11 protein-coding genes are annotated in these 16140 nt (G+C 70.2%); 6 read left to right on the top strand and 5 right to left on the bottom strand.

Annotated features, from left to right (window positions below):
- The first annotated feature begins 14 nt into the window (after positions 1 to 14).
- From FHP06_RS01240 to FHP06_RS01250, 3 genes are all read left to right on the top strand, one after another.
- Entirely contained in the window at positions 15 to 1493 is a 1479-nt protein-coding gene (locus FHP06_RS01240; protein ID WP_147683020.1) for a glutamate-cysteine ligase family protein, read from the top strand.
- A 148-nt stretch (positions 1494 to 1641) separates the two neighbouring features.
- On the top strand, positions 1642 to 3171 hold the full coding sequence (locus FHP06_RS01245; protein WP_269140117.1) for an RNA polymerase sigma factor: 1530 nt from the start codon (positions 1642 to 1644) through the stop codon (positions 3169 to 3171).
- A 70-nt stretch (positions 3172 to 3241) separates the two neighbouring features.
- Positions 3242 to 4822: a phospholipase D-like domain-containing protein gene (locus FHP06_RS01250; protein ID WP_147683024.1), complete on the top strand. Its 1581-nt coding sequence runs from the start codon at positions 3242 to 3244 to the stop codon at positions 4820 to 4822.
- Positions 4823 to 4882: 60 nt separating this feature from the next.
- Here FHP06_RS01250 and FHP06_RS01255 read toward each other — a convergent pair whose 3' ends face one another.
- Positions 4883 to 5113, bottom strand: a complete 231-nt coding sequence (locus tag FHP06_RS01255; RefSeq protein ID WP_147683822.1) for a DUF7455 domain-containing protein — start codon at positions 5111 to 5113, stop codon at positions 4883 to 4885.
- 179 nt (positions 5114 to 5292) lie between these two features.
- On the opposite strand from FHP06_RS01255, the gene FHP06_RS01260 reads away from it, so the two are divergent.
- On the top strand, positions 5293 to 7347 hold the full coding sequence (locus FHP06_RS01260; RefSeq protein WP_147683025.1) for a DNA gyrase/topoisomerase IV subunit B: 2055 nt from the start codon (positions 5293 to 5295) through the stop codon (positions 7345 to 7347).
- Here FHP06_RS01260 and FHP06_RS01265 read toward each other — a convergent pair.
- Genes FHP06_RS01265 through FHP06_RS01280 form a run of 4 tightly spaced genes read right to left on the bottom strand, consistent with a single transcriptional unit; the run spans position 7344 to position 12757 of the window.
- Entirely contained in the window at positions 7344 to 7838 is a 495-nt protein-coding gene (locus FHP06_RS01265; RefSeq protein ID WP_147683027.1) for a beta-class carbonic anhydrase, read from the bottom strand. The genes FHP06_RS01260 and FHP06_RS01265 overlap by 4 nt on opposite strands.
- A gap of 9 nt (positions 7839 to 7847) precedes the next feature.
- Complete coding sequence (locus FHP06_RS01270) at positions 7848 to 9578, bottom strand: MFS transporter (protein ID WP_147683029.1); 1731 nt, start codon at positions 9576 to 9578, stop codon at positions 7848 to 7850.
- Positions 9579 to 9582: 4 nt separating this feature from the next.
- A complete protein-coding gene (locus FHP06_RS01275; protein WP_187271733.1) occupies positions 9583 to 10278 on the bottom strand; it encodes an LppX_LprAFG lipoprotein in 696 nt (231 codons plus the stop codon).
- A 4-nt stretch (positions 10279 to 10282) separates the two neighbouring features.
- Positions 10283 to 12757 carry a DNA gyrase/topoisomerase IV subunit A gene (locus FHP06_RS01280; RefSeq protein ID WP_147683033.1) on the bottom strand — a complete coding sequence of 825 codons (2475 nt, stop codon included), beginning with the start codon at positions 12755 to 12757 and terminating at the stop codon, positions 10283 to 10285.
- Between the two features lie 95 nt (positions 12758 to 12852).
- Here FHP06_RS01280 and FHP06_RS01285 point away from each other — a divergent pair, with 95 nt between their 5' ends.
- The gene (locus tag FHP06_RS01285; protein ID WP_230973362.1) at positions 12853 to 15549 is read left to right on the top strand and encodes a bifunctional acetate--CoA ligase family protein/GNAT family N-acetyltransferase; all 2697 of its coding nucleotides are present in this window, start codon (positions 12853 to 12855) and stop codon (positions 15547 to 15549) included.
- Positions 15549 to 16127 (top strand): DUF5998 family protein, encoded by a 579-nt coding sequence (locus FHP06_RS01290; RefSeq protein ID WP_147683035.1) that lies wholly within the window; start codon positions 15549 to 15551, stop codon positions 16125 to 16127. The genes FHP06_RS01285 and FHP06_RS01290 overlap by 1 nt, the downstream gene beginning before the upstream one ends.
- Positions 16128 to 16140 lie beyond the last annotated feature (13 nt).

Here is a 16140-nt window from a genome sequence, read left to right on the forward strand (position 1 = left end):
CTACGCTGACGGCCATGGGTCAGGAGGTCGACGACCGGGACTTCACCCGCGAGGACCGGACGCGGTACCGGGCGAAGGTGCGTCGCTGCCTGGACGTGTTCGCCCGCATGCTCAGCGACCACGACTTCTCCGTCGAGCACCCGCAGGTCGGGGTCGAGATCGAGTTCAATCTCGTCGACGCCGCGGGGGAGCCGGCGATGAAGAACGCCGAGACCCTCGCCGCGATCGCCGACGACGGCTTCCAGACCGAGCTGGGCCTGTTCAACGTCGAGATCAACGTGCCCCCGAGCCGGGCCGCCGGTGCCGGGCTGGTCGAGCTGGAGGAGGCCGTCCGCTCGGACCTGAACCAGGCGCAGGAGCGGGCCGCCGGCGTCGGCACCAACCTGATCATGATCGGCATCCTGCCGACGCTGCGGCCGGAGCACTTCGCCCGCGAGACGATCTCGCCGAACCCGCGCTACCACCTGCTGTCGGAGCAGATCCTCGCCGCGCGCGGCGAGGACATCGCCATCGTCATCGACGGCGTCGACCGGCTCGACACCACCGCCGACACGATCATCCCGGAGGCGGCCTGCACCAGCACCCAGCTGCACCTGCAGGTGGAGCCCGACGACTTCGCGCCGATGTGGAACGCGGCGCAGGCCATCGCGGCGGTGCAGGTGGCGGTCGGCGCCAACTCGCCGTTCCTCCTCGGCCGTCAGCTCTGGCACGAGACCCGGATCCCGCTGTTCGAGCAGGCCACTGACACGCGCAGCGAGGAGCTGAAGGCGCAGGGCGTGCGCCCGCGCGTGTGGTTCGGCGAGCGCTGGATCACGTCCGTCTTCGACCTGTTCGAGGAGAACGTCCGGTACTTCCCGGCGCTGCTGCCGATCGTCGAGGACGAGGACCCGGTCGCCGAGCTCGAGGCCGGCCGGGTGCCGAGCCTCGCCGAGCTGCGGCTGCACAACGGCACCATCTACCGCTGGAACCGGCCCATCTACGACGTCTCGGACGGCCGCCCGCACCTGCGCATCGAGAACCGCCTGCTCCCGGCCGGCCCCACCGTCGTCGACACGCTGGCCAACGCCGCCCTGTTCTACGGGCTCGTCACCGTGATCGGCTCGAGCGACCGGCCGCTGTGGTCGCAGCTGTCGTTCCGGGCCGCCGAGGACAACTTCCACCAGGCCGCGCGCACCGGCATGGAGACCGACGTCTACTGGCCGGCCGTCGGCACGGTGCCGGTCCGCGAGCTCGTCCTGCGCCACCTGATGCCGATGGCCCATACCGGGCTGGAGCAGATGGGCGTCGACGCGGAGGTCCGCGACCGGCTGCTCGGCGTCATCGAGCAGCGGTGCATCACCGGCCGGAACGGCGCCACCTGGCTGATCGAGGACTTCGAGAACCGCCTCAAGCGCCTCGGTGGTGACCGCGAGACCGCCCTGCGGGACACCACGGCGCGCTACCAGGAGCTGATGCACGCCAACGAGCCCGTGCACACCTGGCCGTCCGACTGATGTCCAGGGTGCTGCTCCGGGACTGTGGACACGCATGGCACACTGGTCGGAGAGGTTGACCACAGGCCTCTTTGTTGCGCCCTTCGACGGATCTGTGAGGTAGCCCGTGCCGGTGAACGCCGCCGCAGGATCCCGACTTCGAGCCGCGGTGACCCGGCGTCTGCCCGGAACGAAGTCGCCGAACGACAGACCCTCGACGAAGAAGGCCAGCACCCCGTCCCGCACCCCCGCGAAACCCGAAAAGACTGTGACCAAGCCCCCAGCTTCCAAGGCCGCCAAGAAGTCCACCAAGGCCGCCTCCTCGTCCACCAAGTCCGCCTCGAGCACCGCGAAGAAGGCCTCCGCCAAGAAGGCCCCGCCCGCGAAGAAGACCCCGGCGAAGAAGGCCCCTGCTGCCAAGAAGGCGCCCGCGGCCAAGAAGGCGGCGCCGGCCAAGAAGGCCGCGCCGGCCGCGAAGAAGGCTGCCGCCACGAAGGCCGCCCCCGCGAAGAAGGCTCCGGCGAAGAAGACGGCCAAGAAGGCGGCTGCACCCGACCCGGAGGCCACGGCGGGCAAGGTCGACATCGCCGAGGCGCTCGACGTCCCGGCGGCCGACGGCGACGTCCTGGTCGACGCGCAGGGCAAGAAGGTCCTCCCGGACATCCCGGACGAGGAGTTCGAGAAGGACCTCAAGAACGACCCCACGCTGAAGGAGGACGAGGAGTCGTCCTTCACGCTGTCGGCGGCCGACGAGTCCGACGAGCCCGTCCAGCAGGTCCTCGTGGCCGGCGCCACGGCCGACCCGGTCAAGGACTACCTCAAGCAGATCGGCAAGGTCTCGCTCCTCACCGCCGGTGAGGAGGTCGAGCTCGCCAAGCGCATCGAGGCCGGCCTGTTCGCCGAGGAGAAGCTCGGCAAGGGCGGTCGCATCTCGGCGAAGATGACCGAGGAGCTGGAGTGGATCGTCGTCGACGGACGGCGCGCCAAGAACCACCTGCTGGAGGCCAACCTCCGCCTCGTCGTCTCGCTGGCCAAGCGCTACACCGGCCGCGGCATGCTCTTCCTGGACCTGATCCAGGAGGGCAACCTCGGCCTCATCCGTGCGGTCGAGAAGTTCGACTACACGAAGGGCTTCAAGTTCTCCACGTACGCCACGTGGTGGATCCGCCAGGCCATCACCCGCGCGATGGCCGACCAGGCCCGCACCATCCGCATCCCGGTGCACATGGTCGAGGTCATCAACAAGCTCGCGCGCGTGCAGCGCCAGATGCTCCAGGACCTGGGCCGCGAGCCCACGCCCGAGGAGCTCGCCATCGAGCTCGACATGACCCCCGAGAAGGTCGTCGAGGTCCAGAAGTACGGCCGTGAGCCGATCAGCCTCCACACCCCGCTGGGCGAGGACGGCGACTCCGAGTTCGGCGACCTGATCGAGGACTCCGAGGCCATCGTCCCGGCCGACGCCGTGTCGTTCACGCTCCTGCAGGAGCAGCTGCACGCCGTGCTCGACACCCTGTCCGAGCGCGAGTCCGGCGTCGTCTCCATGCGGTTCGGCCTCACCGACGGCCAGCCGAAGACCCTCGACGAGATCGGCAAGGTCTACGGCGTCACGCGCGAGCGGATCCGCCAGATCGAGTCGAAGACCATGAGCAAGCTGCGCCACCCGTCGCGCTCTCAGGTCCTGCGCGACTACCTCGACTGACGTCCCGGGCCACGCGGCACGCGTGGGTTAGACTGTCGCGACCGTGCCGTCCGTCTCGGAAGATCCGTCTGTGCACTCTCCTCGTGGCTCCCGTCGTCTCACGCGCGCCGTCGGCACCCTGCTCCTGCTCGGCAGCGTGACGCTCGCGCTCGGCACGGTGACGCCGTCGTCCGCCGAGGAGCCGACCGATCCGCCGGCCACGTCGACCCCGGACGACTCGTCCACCCTGCCGGACGCCATCGTCCCCAAGCAGGCGACCGAGCCCACCTCCGACGACACCGACGGTGGTGCGGCCCAGGTCCAGAGCGCCTACCCGCCGCCCTACGGCAACGCCCAGCCCGTCAAGGTCGAGGCCACGTTCTCCCGCCCCAGCGGCTCGTACATGAAGGCCAAGGACTTCTCGCTGCTCGACGACCTCGAGCGCCTGGTCAAGGGCAGCTACTACGACTACGAGCACGGGCAGTACTTCTCCCGCTCGGTCAACTCCACGCACAAGGTCTTCCTCTCGGTCTCGCGCATGGAGAACTCGCATCGCGTCGGCCGCCGGCTCGTCGAGGCCGCGAAGCGCGGCGTCAACGTCTACGTGATCCACGGCAAGGCGTCGCAGTCCAAGGAGTCGCGCGCCCTGGCGAAGTCGCTGACGAAGTACAAGAACGGGCACTTCCACATCTGCGCCAAGGGCAAGAGCCTGGCCTGCCTGTCGCAGCAGAGCGCCGCGATCATGCACTCGAAGATCCTGATCGTGAACAAGACGTTCGACCGCGACAACAACCCCGCCACGGGCGCGGTGTGGTCGGGCTCGGCCAACCTCGGCGGTCCGAGCGGTGAGTACACGTACAACAACGGCTGGACCGTCTACAACGACGAGAAGATCTACAACCAGGCACGCGAGTTCTTCGCCGACATGTACTCCGAGCGGAACATCAACAACGACTACCTGACGTACATCAAGGACCACTCGCCCAGGTACGGGGTCTCCGGTCTGACGTCGAAGGGCTACACCGGTTCCTTCGCCGTCAACGGGATGTTCTACTCCAACCTCTCCAACACCACGTACTACCCGACGCCGATCCGGGCGACGCCCACCAACGGCAAGGACCCGGTCCTGGCGATGCTGAACCGCATCATCCCGGACGACCAGTGCCGCATCCGCGTCCAGCACAACCGGTTCAAGTACCGGCGCATCGCCGTGGCGCAGAAGCTGGTCCAGCTGGCCGACGCCGGCTGCAAGGTCGACGCGGTGAGCTTCGAGGACGACCTCAAGGTCAACCGCATCGCCCACTGCCAGCTCTACATCCGCATCTGCCAGCCGATCCTCGACGTGTTCCGCACCGCGGACGTGCACATCGACGCGGCGTGGGCCAAGCCGCACGACAAGACCATGCTCGTCGAGGCGAAGTTCAAGGCGAACAAGCTGAACCCGGAAGAGCTGCCGCCGGGCGTCGACCCGTCGGTCTCGCCGGCGACCGCCTGGAGCGGTGGCGTGCGCCTAAAGCTCGTCCAGGCCGGCTCCGCGGCGCTCACGGCCTCCAACCTCATCGCGAGCGACGAGATCACCACCGAGTCCACCAACCCTGAGCTGTACGAGCAGTACCTCGAGCACTGGCGCGCGATCAACGTGACGCCGAAGTTCCACCCGTACCCGTACTGAGCAGACACAGGAGCGCCCCGTCCGTGCGGACGGGGCGCTCGCTCGTGTTCGGGGGAGGTGTCAGATCTCGTCGTCGGGCGCGATGGCCGGCGTCTCGGCGAGACGACCGGTCTCGTCGTGGATGCTGATCGCCACCTCGCGAAGCTTGTCCTCGTGCTCGCGGGCGTGGTGAGCGCAGAACAGCAGCTCGGCGCCGCCGGCGAGCTCGACCCTCACATAGGCCTGAGCGCCGCATCGATCGCAGCGATCCGTCGCTGACAGACCCGAGAGCTCTGCAAGTGCCGTCACGATGACCTCATTTCTGAACGGACGTTGACACCAGGAACAACATCCAACCACGGGCTCGCATTCCCCGCAGACGTTGGTGACATACGTCATGGATACTCCCTGACGGGGCCAAACCGCGGCAGCCACACCGACGTGTCGCGTGTCGTCGATGGGGCGTCGGACGCCGCGGATATCCTCGTGAGGTGTCCACCTATGACGCTCGCAACCTGCTCGTCCTCGAGGGTCTGGAGGCCGTCCGCAAGCGTCCGGGGATGTACATCGGGTCCACCGACACCCGGGGGCTGATGCACTGCCTCTGGGAGATCATCGACAACGCCGTCGACGAGGCCCTGGCCGGCTTCTGCGAGCACATCCTCGTCGTGCTGCGCCCCGACGGCTCGGTCGAGGTCACCGACGACGGCCGCGGCATCCCGGTCGACACCGAGGTCAAGACCGGCCTGTCCGGCGTCGAGGTCGTGTTCACCAAGCTCCACGCCGGCGGCAAGTTCGGCGGCGGCTCGTACGTGGCCACCGGCGGCCTGCACGGCGTCGGCGCGTCCGTCGTCAACGCGTTGTCGTCGCGGCTGGACGTCGAGGTCGACAAGGACGGCGCCACGTGGGCCATGTCGTTCCAGCGCGGCACGCCGGGCGTGTTCGACGGCGACGGCCCGGACGCGTCGTTCACCGCCGACAACACCCTGCACAAGCGCGGCAAGGTGAAGAAGGGCGTCTCGGGCACCCGCATCCGCTACTGGTCCGACCCGCAGATCTTCATCAAGGGAGCCACCTTCGCCTTCGACGAGCTGCTCACGCGAGCCCGCCAGACGTCGTTCCTGGTGCCGGGCCTCGAGATCGTCATCCGCGACGAGCGGGGCGACGAGCCCACGGAGGAGAAGTTCCGCCACGACGGCGGCATCACCGAGTTCTGCGACCACCTCGCCGCCGACGAGCCGGTCACCGACGTCCTCCGCCTGCAGGGCGACGAGAAGTTCACCGAGACCGTCCCGCTGCTCGACGACAAGGGGCACATGACCCCGCAGGAGGTCGAGCGCGACCTCGGCATAGACATCGCGCTCCGCTGGGGCACGGGCTACGACACCGAGGTGAAGTCGTTCGTCAACATCATCGCGACGCCCAAGGGCGGCACCCACGTGCAGGGCTTCGAGCGCGCGGTCACCAAGACGTTCAACGAGGTGCTCCGCGCCTCCCGGCAGCTCAAGCAGGCCGACGAGGACGTCATCAAGGACGACGTCCTCGAGGGCATGACCGCCGTGGTCACCGTGCGCCTGGCCGAGCCGCAGTTCGAGGGGCAGACCAAGGAGGTGCTGGGCACGCCGCCGGTCACCCGCCTGGTCAACAAGGTGGTGGCGCGCGAGCTCAAGGCGTTCCTGACGTCCACCAAGACGGCGCACCGGGCCAAGGCCAAGCAGGTCATGGAGAAGGTCGTCAACGCCTCACGGGTGCGCATCCAGGCCCGCACGCAGCGCGACACCCAGCGGCGCAAGAACGCGCTGGAGTCCAGCGCCCTGCCGGCCAAGCTCGCCGACTGCCGCTCGTCCGACGTCGAGCGCAGCGAGCTGTTCATCGTCGAGGGCGACTCCGCGCTCGGCACGGCCAAGTCGGCCCGCGACTCGGAGTTCCAGGCGCTGCTGCCCATCCGCGGCAAGATCCTCAATGTCCAGAAGGCCAGCATCGGCGACATGCTGAAGAACGCCGAGTGCTCGTCGATCATCCAGGTGGTCGGAGCCGGGTCGGGCCGCACGTTCGACCTCGACACGGCGCGATACGGCCGGATCATCTTCATGGCCGACGCCGACTCCGACGGTGCCCACATCCGCTGCCTGCTGGCCACGCTGTTCTTCCGCTACATGCGGCCGCTGGTGGAGGAGGGCCGGGTCTTCACGGCCGTCCCGCCGCTGCACCGCATCGAGCTCACCAACCCCAAGAAGGGGCAAGAGAAGTACGTGTACACGTACTCCGACCCCGAGCTCCAGCGCACGCTCGCGGACCTGAAGCGGCGCAACATCCGCTGGAAGGACCCCATCCAGCGCTACAAGGGGCTGGGGGAGATGGACGCCGGCCAGCTGGCCGAGACCACCATGGACCCGCGCCACCGCACGCTGCGCCGCCTCACGGTCGACGACGCCGAAGAGGCCGCTGAGGTCTTCGAGCTGCTCATGGGCAACGACGTGCCGCCGCGCAAGGAGTTCATCGTGCAGAGCGCGTACGACGTCAGCGTCGAGCAGATCGACGCCTAGACCACCTGGTTCAGCAGGCCCGTGTCGACGTCGTAGAGGAAGCCGCCCACGAGCACGTCGCTCGGCACCAGCGGGTGCGACTCGACCTTCTTCACGTCGGCCCGGATCGTCTTCTCCTGGTCCTCGATGACGCCGAGCGACATCCACGAGGCGTCGGAGCCGGCGCGGGCACCGATCTGGGCGCGCAGCTCGTCCTCGGACGAGGACGCCATCGCGCAGCGGGTGTGCTCGATGACGAGGATCCGCTCGACCTTGAGCATGTGCACGGCCACCACGAGGGCCACGAGCGCCTGGTCGGTGACGCGGCCGCCCGGGTTGCGGAGGATCTTGGCGTCGCCCGGTTTGAGGCCGAGCATGCCGAGCGGGTCGATGCGCGAGTCCATGCAGGTCACCACGGCGACGCCGGCGTGGGCGACACCGTCGAATCCCGAGAGGCCGAAGTCCTCGGCGAACGTGCGGTTGGCGGCGATCAGGTCCTCGAAGTCGGGCATGGCCCGAGATTATCGCTCGGCCGTGAGGCTCGCCGCGCGAGTACCGCGGAGCAGCCACGCGGCCAGCACGGCGGCGACGACGGCGCAGACGGCGGCACCCACGAAGACGGCGTGCAGCTGCGTGATGCCGGCGTCGCGCACCGCGTCCTTGTACGCGTCGCACAGGCTCGCCGAGCCGCACAGCTGCTCGGCCGGTGGGATGTCCGCGGAGGCGTCGTAGAAGGCGCGCAGGCCGATGGTGGTGAGGGCCGAGACGCCGAGCAGCATGCCGATCATGCGGGCGACGATGAGCAGCGCGCTGGCGACGCCGTGGACGGCATCTGTGGTGTGCTCGAGCAGCACGGCGTTGACCGGGGCGATGGCCAGCCCGAACCCGAGGCCGGCGACGACGAGCGAGATCGTCTCGCTGCCGTGCTTGAGCGACTCCGCGTCCCACGTGGCCATGTGGGCGAACGCCGAGGCGCTGAGCAGCATGGCCACTGCGGTGAGGACGTGCGCCGGGACGCGCCGGAGCAGCCACCCGCCGAGCACCGCGCCGACGGGCAGGGCGATGAGGAAGCGGAGCAGGACGAGGGCGGCGTCGAGCTGGGAGTCGCGATAGACCGTGAGCCGGGCGAAGAACGGGATGTCGACCAGCGCCGCGATCAGCGCCGAGCCCACGAAGAACGACACCACGAGCGCACCCCAGGCCGGCCGGGAGCCGAGGGCCCCGCGGGGGACGAGAGGGTTGGGCGCCGTGCGCTGCCGCCACCAGAAGCCGGCGAACGTGACGACGGCGAGGGGCAGCAGGAACGCGGCCTTGGGGGAGACGGCGGCGCTCTCCGGCTCGGCGGAGGCGAAGGTCACGATCACCGCCCCGAGACCCACGGCGAGGAGCAACGCGCCGCCGACGTCGGTCTGGGCCGGGACGCTTGACCAGCCGCGCCAGTCGACCAGCGGCCGTCGCGCCGTGGCGAGCCGGGCGAGGAACAGCACCAGGAGTCCGTAGGTGGTGAGGGCGACCGGCGTCAGCCACCGGGAGTCGCCGGTGACCGGCAGGAACGCCAGACCGCTGGTGACGCCCTCGACGAGACGCTGCGGCTCCAGCATCACGAGCGTCAGGCCGGTCAGGGTGAGGACGCCGAGCACGGCGCCGAGGACGTCGAACCGGCCCGGCCGGGCCGGTGTCGCCGGAGCCTCCTCACGGAGCCGCACCATGGCGGCGGCGAGCACGAGGCCGACGGCACAGTTCAGCCAGAAGATGTCGCGCCAGGAGCCGAACGACAGCACGACCGCGCCGTACAGCGGGCCGAGGACGCTGCCGAGCTCCTGCACCGCGCCCACGACGCCCAGCGGGAACCCGCGCTTCGGCGGTGGCCACAGGTCGGCGACCAGGGCCAGGGTCGGCGGGATCAGCCCACCGCCGCCGATGCCCTGCACCAGCCGCCCGGTGACGATCGTCGGGAGGTCGTACGCGGCCGCGGTGACCACCGACCCGATCGCGAACACGACCAGGCAGCCGAGGAGCACCGGCACGCGCCCGCGCAGGTCCGAGATCCGACCGATCAGCGGGAGGACGCCCACGTAGCCGAGCAGGAACCCGGACACGATCGGGGCCGCGCGCTGGATCTCATCGACGTCGAGCCCGACCGTGCTCATCATGTCGGGCAGCGCGAGCACCACGACGTACGTGTCGGCTGCCGCGAAGGCGATGGCGACGGCGGCCAGACCCAACAGAGCCTGGGATGCCTTCGGGATCATGGAGCTACGGGAGCTCGATGTCGACCGGCGTGTCCGAGGTGGTCAGCTCCACGGTGTAGCTGACCGAGCCGGCACCGGGATAGAACGGCCCCTTCAGGGTGGCGTCGCGGAGCTCGTCGTCGTCCGTGAGCCGGTACGACACGGTGAAGGTCTTGTCGGCGTCGGCCGAGGGGATGATCGTCTTCACGAGGCTGCCGGGCAGCCGCCCCTTGATCGTGGTGAGGACGTCCGAGCCGTCACGAGACTTCTTGCCCTCGGTCAGCTTCGTGGTCTTCTCGAGGATCTGCGTGATGCCGTTCTCCGGGTCGAGCAGGCTGGCCGGGTCGGGCGCCTTCAACGTGGCCGGGTCGACGGTGAGGTAGAGCGGGGCGAAGCTCGTCTTCGCCTTGACCTTGCCCTCGGCCGCCACGACGTCGGCGGACAGCGAGGAGCCGCCGGTGACCACCTTCACCGTGCCCTTGAAGGCCGGCGAGTGGTTGCCCTCGCCCTTCGCCGACAGGAGCCCGGTGACGCCGTCGGGCAGCGACGACGTCGAGAGGGACACCTTGACGGTCTCCGCCGAGTCGATCGCCGTCCGGGCCGCGGACAGCCGCTTGACCAGCGCCGCGGGGTCCGCGTCGCCGTCGGAACCGCCTGAGCAGCCGGCGACGGTCAGCAGGACGGCAGCCAGGCAGGGCAGAAGGACGTTTCGGAGGCGCACGGCGTCAGTCTTCCACGGAGGCGGTGGCGGAGCCCGGCAGCAGCGCAGGCGGCGCCGAGACGGCCAGGATCGGCTGCGCCACGGGGACGCCGGAGCCGTCGCGACGGTCGGTGGGCTCAGGCAGCTCGACCGGCGAGCCGCTGGTGGCGCAGGCCAGTGGAGTGCCGTCGCCGACCCAGGCCAGGATCAGGCCGTCCTCGCCCTTGAGCAGGCGCTGGCAGCGCACGCCGCCGGTGCCACGGCCCTTGGCCGGGTAGATGCTCAGCGGGCTGACCTTCACGGCGCCGTTCTGCGTGCCCGGGAGGGCGCCGCCGGAGCCGGCGACCGTGACGACGTGGGCGTTCTCGATGTCGCGGGCCACGCCGAACGCGACGACGGTGACTCCGTCGCCGAGCTTGACGCCGGCGATGCCGCTGCCGCCCCGTCCCTGCGGGCGCACGCCCGATGCGGAGAAGTGCAGCAGCTGGGCGTCGGAGGTGACGAACGCGAGCTCCTCGTCACCGGTGGCGAGCGGAGCGGCGCCGACGACGCGGTCGCCGTCGGCCAGGCTGATCAGGTCCCACTCGTCGCGGTTGCTCAGGTGGTCGGGCTTGACCCGCTTCACGACGCCGTTGCGGGTGCCGAGGGCGAGGCCGGGGCCGGACTCGTCGAACGTCATCAAGGTGAGGGCCGGGTCGTCGAGGTGCACGAGCTCGCGGAGCTGCACGCCGCCCTGGAGGTTGGGCGCCCCGGACGTGGGCGGGATGGACGGGATCTCGATGACGCTGAGGCGTCGCACGCGGCCTCCGGCGGTGACCACGCCGACCTCGCCGCGCGCGGTGGTGCGGACGGCGGCGACGATCGTGTCGTGCTTCGCCCGGCGGCCCACCTCCCCGAGCGGCGCGTCGTCGGTGGTGCGGGCGAGCAGCCCGGTGGCGGACATCAGGACCCAGCACGGGTCGTCGGCCACCTCGAGCGGCGCAGCGGCGGTGACCGTCTGGCCGGCGGCCTCGAGCAGCACCGTGCGGCGCGGCGTGCCGAACCGCTGGGCGACCTCGTCGAGCTCGTCGCCGACGACGCCGCGCAGGACCGCCTCGTCGGCGAGGATCGCGTCGAGCTCCTCGATGGTGGCGCGCAGCTCGTCGGCCTCCTTCTCCAGCTCGATGCGGGAGAACTTGGTGAGCCGGCCGAGCTGCAGGTCGAGGATGTAGTCGGCCTGGACCTCGTCGAGGTCGAAGACGCCCACGAGGCGCGAGCGGGCCTGCGCGCGGTCGTCGCTGCCGCGGATCAGCTGGATGACCTCGTCGATGTCGAGGATCGCCGTGATCAGGCCGTCCACGAGGTGCAGCCGGTCGGCGGCCTTCTTCCGGCGGAAGGTGGTGCGCCTGCGGACGACGTCGTAGCGGTGGTCGAGGAAGACCGTGAGCATGTCGTGCAGCCCGAGGGTGCGGGGCTGGCCGTCGACCAGCGCGACCGCGTTGATCGCGAACGACGACTCCATCGGCGTGAGCTTGTAGAGCTGCTCGAGGATCGCCTCGGGGTGGAACGAGCTCTTCACCTCCACGACGAGGTGCAGGCCCTTGTGCCGGTCGGTGAGGTTCTTGACGTCGGTGATGCCCTGCAGCTTCTTGGCCTGCACGAGCTTCTTGATGGCCTCGATGACCTTCTCCGGGCCGACGTTGAACGGCAGCTCGGTGATGACGATGCCCTTGCGCCGCGGCGTGACGTTCTCGATGCGCGCCGTGGCCCGCATGCGGAACGAGCCGTTGCCGGTGGCGTAGGCGTCGCGGACCCCGTCGAGCCCGACGATCTTGCCGCCGGTGGGCAGGTCCGGGCCGGGCACGAACTTCATCAGGTCGTCGAGGTCGGCCGCCGGGTGGTCGATGAGGTGGCGCAGGGCCTGCACGACCTCGATCAGGTTGTGCGGCGCGATGTTGGTGGCCATGCCGACCGCGATGCCGGACGAGCCGTTGACCAGCAGGTTCGGGAACGCCGCGGGCAGGACCTCGGGCTCCATCTCCCGGCCGTCGTAGTTGGGCCGGAAGTCGACCGTGTCCTCGTCGATGGACGCCGTCATGGCCTCGGCCGGCTCGTCCATGCGGCACTCGGTGTAGCGCATGGCCGCGGGCGGGTCGTCGGGCGAGCCGAAGTTGCCGTGGCCGTCGATCAGCGGGACGCGCATCGACCAGGGCTGCACGAGCCGGACGAGGGCGTCGTAGATGGCGCTGTCGCCGTGCGGGTGCAGGCGGCCCATGACCTCGCCGACGACGCGAGCGCTCTTGACGTGACCGCGGTCGTGCCGCAGGTTCAGGTCGTCCATCGTCAACAGCGTGCGGCGCTGCACGGGCTTGAGGCCGTCGCGCGCGTCGGGGATGGCCCGTGAGTAGATCACCGAGTAGGCGTACTCGCGGTAGCTGACCCGCATCTCGTCGGAGATGTCGGTGTCGATGACGTGTTCCTCGAACTCGTCCTCGGGCGGCTTGGTGGTGCTGCGCGCCATGCATCCTCTCCTCGTGCTCTGGAAGGTCCATTGTCCCGCGCGGACCTCCCGCTGCCCGGCACCCCCGCCGCGTGGCTCCCCGATAGATTGACGACGTGAGCAGTCAGGCCGTCGAGGAGGACCCGCAGTGGGAGGCGGACGTCCTGCTCAAGGACGGTCGGGTCGCCCAGATGCGCCCGATCCGGCCCGACGACGCCGACAATCTGATCGCGTTCTACTCGCGCGTCTCCGACGAGTCCAAGTACTTCCGGTTCTTCGCTCCGTACCCCAAGCTCTCGGCCAAGGACGTCAAGCGGTTCACCACCGTCGACCACGACCGCCGCGTCGCCTTCGTCGTCACGCTCCACGACGAGATCATCGCCGTGGGTCGGTATGAGGCTGAGTCGGAGGACGAGGCGGAAGTGGCGTTCCTGGTCGAGGACGCCCACCAGGGGCGCGGCGTCGGGCAGCTGCTGCTCGAGCACCTGGCGCAGGCGGGCCGCGAGCGCGGCATCCGGCGCTTCACCGCCGACGTCCTGCCGGCCAACGCCCGGATGCTGCAGATCTTCCGTGAGATGGGCTACCACGTCGACGGCATGGTCGAGGAGGGCGTGCAGCGGCTCGCGTTCCGGATCGACCCGACCGACTCGGCGATGGGCGTCATGCGGGCGCGCGAGCAGCGCGCCGAGGCGGCGTCGATCGAGCGCATCTTCACCGCGCGCAGCATCGCCGTCGTCGGGGCCAGCCGCCGCCAGGACTCCATCGGCCTGACGATGGTGCGCAACCTCGTGCTCGGCGGCTACCACGGCAGCGTGTACGCGGTGAACTCCTCGGCCGAGGCGGTGTCCGGCCTCCCGTCGTACAAGTCGGTGCAGGACGTCCCCGACGAGATCGACCTTGCGATCGTGGCCGTGCCGAGCGAGTCCGTCGCCGACGTGGTGCTCGACTGCGCCGCCAAGGGCGTGCACGGCCTGATCGTCATCTCGGCCGGGTTCGCCGACGTCGGCCCCGAGGGCCGCAAGCGACAGCGTGCGCTCGTGAACCTGAGCCGCAGCTACGGCCTCCGGCTGATCGGCCCCAACTGCCTCGGCGTCATCAACACCGCGCCGGAGGTGCAGCTGAACGCCTCCCTCGCGCCGTTCATGCCGCCGCAGGGACGCGTCGGGTTCTTCTGCCAGTCCGGCGCGCTGGGAACAGCCATCCTCGAGTCCGTGGCCCGACGTGGCCTGGGCCTGTCGACGTTCGTCTCCGCCGGCAACCGCGCGGACGTCTCGGGCAACGACCTCCTGCAGTACTGGCAGGAGGACGACGCCACCGAGGTCGTGCTGCTGTACCTGGAGTCGATCGGCAACCCGCGGAAGTTCTCCCGCATCGCCCGCCGGGTCTCGATGTCCAAGCCGATCGTCGCGGTGAAGTCCGGCCGCTCCACCCAGGGAGTGCCGGTGGGCCACGCGGTCAAGCGCAGTGCGGCCCCGCAGGCGGCCGTCGACGCGATGTTCCGTCAGGCCGGCGTCATCCAGGTCGACACCCTCGACGAGATGTTCGACGTCGCGCAGCTGCTGGCCCACCAGCCGCTGCCGAGCGGCAACCGCATCGCCGTCGTCGGCAACTCCGACGCGATGGCGCTGCTCATCATGGACGCCGCCACCGAGGCCGGGCTGCAGACCGCCGAGCCGGTCTCGCTGGGCGCCGAGGCGGGCGCCGACGACTTCGAGGTCGCCATCGAGACCGCCCTGGCCAGCCCGGACGTCGACGCGATCATGGTCGTCTACATCCCGCCGCTGAACACGTCGGGCGAGGAGGTCGCGAACGTCCTCGCCGCGGTGGGGGAGCAGTCCGACAAGCCGATCGTCTCGACGTTCCTCGGTACCGAGGGCGTGCCGGAGCTGCTGCGCGTCACGGACCTGGCGGGCGGGTCGGCCGGTCGCGGCTCGGTGCCGTCGTACGCGGCGCCGGAGTCGGCCGTGCGAGCCCTCGCGCGGGTCGTCGGGTACGCCGAGTGGGCGGCGCGCGACCACGGCGAGTTCCGCACGTTCCTCGAGCACCGCACCGGCGACGCCCGCGCGCTGGTGCGGCAGGTGCTCGCCGCCGCCCCGCGGGGCGCCCTGTTGTCCACGGAGCAGGTGCACGCGCTGCTGGCCTGCTACGGCATCGACCTCTGGACCTGGATCAACGTCCACTCCCGCGAGGAGGCGATCGCGGCCGGCGAGAAGCTCGGCTGGGACGTCGTGCTCAAGGCGGGCAGCGAGCACCTGCGGGCCCGCCCCGACCTCGCGCACGTCTGGCGCGGCATCACCGGGCCGGACTCGATGGGGGAGGCCTGGGACAGCCTCACCAGCTGGACCGGCATGCGGGCCGAGACGCAGTTCTTCGTCCAGCGCTCCGCGCCTGACGGCATTCCGGTCTCGTTCTCGGTCACCGAGGACCCGCTGTTCGGCCCACTGGTGTCGTTCGGCCTGGCTGGGGCCCCGAGCGAGCTGCTCGGCGACCGGTCCTACGGCATCCCGCCGCTCACCGACGTCGACGCCGCCGAGATGATCAGCGGACTCGGTGCGGCGCCGCTCCTCTACGGCTACCGCGGCTCGGACCCGGTCGACGTGGACGCCGTGCGCGACGTCATCCTGCGGCTCGCCGCGATGAAGGACGACCTGCCGGAGATCGCCGAGCTCGACCTCGAGCCGGTGCTCGTCGGGCCCGGCACGCTGGCCGCCGTGAGCGCCCGGGCGAAGGTCGTCCCGTCGGCCGACCGCCGGGGCGACTGGTACGTCCGAAGGCTCAGCCAGCCTGCGGTGACGGGCGATACGCTGGCGTGATGAGTCCCGATCGCACGGCAGAGGTGTTCGACGAGGTCTCGCGGAGCGGCTACTACCCCGAGATCGTGGCCGAAGGCCTGCGCGACACTCTCGCCGGCGAGTCCGTGAGCGCCTACGTCCTGCACCACGAGCCGACGTTCGATCGCGACGAGATCCGCCGGCACATGACGGTGCTCGTGCTCACCTCCACGCGCGTCGTGCTGGTGCACACCGACGAGCACCCGCCGGACGACCTGCTGCCCAAGCCGTACACGTCCACCACCAGCGAGGCCGTGCCCGTCGGCCAGGTCCGGTCGGTCGTGGTGAGCCGCATGGTCACCACGGACTCCGACCAGCTCGAGGAGGCCGTGCTCACCATCTCGTGGGGCGCGGTCGCGCGGATCGACCTCGAGCCGGCGTCCTGCTCGGACCCCGAGTGCGACGCCGACCACGGCTACACCGGCAACCTCGCCGGCGACGACTTCTCGCTGCGGCTGAGCGCCGCCGCCGACGGTGGCGCGGCCGTGCGCCGCCTGCTCGACTTCGCCCGCGTCCTCTCCGAAGCCACCACCCACACGGCACCTGTCGGCCGGCCCTGACGGCCCCCCACTG

It is taken from the genome of Aeromicrobium terrae, assembly GCF_008039565.1.
GTDB lineage: Bacteria > Actinomycetota > Actinomycetes > Propionibacteriales > Nocardioidaceae > Aeromicrobium > Aeromicrobium terrae.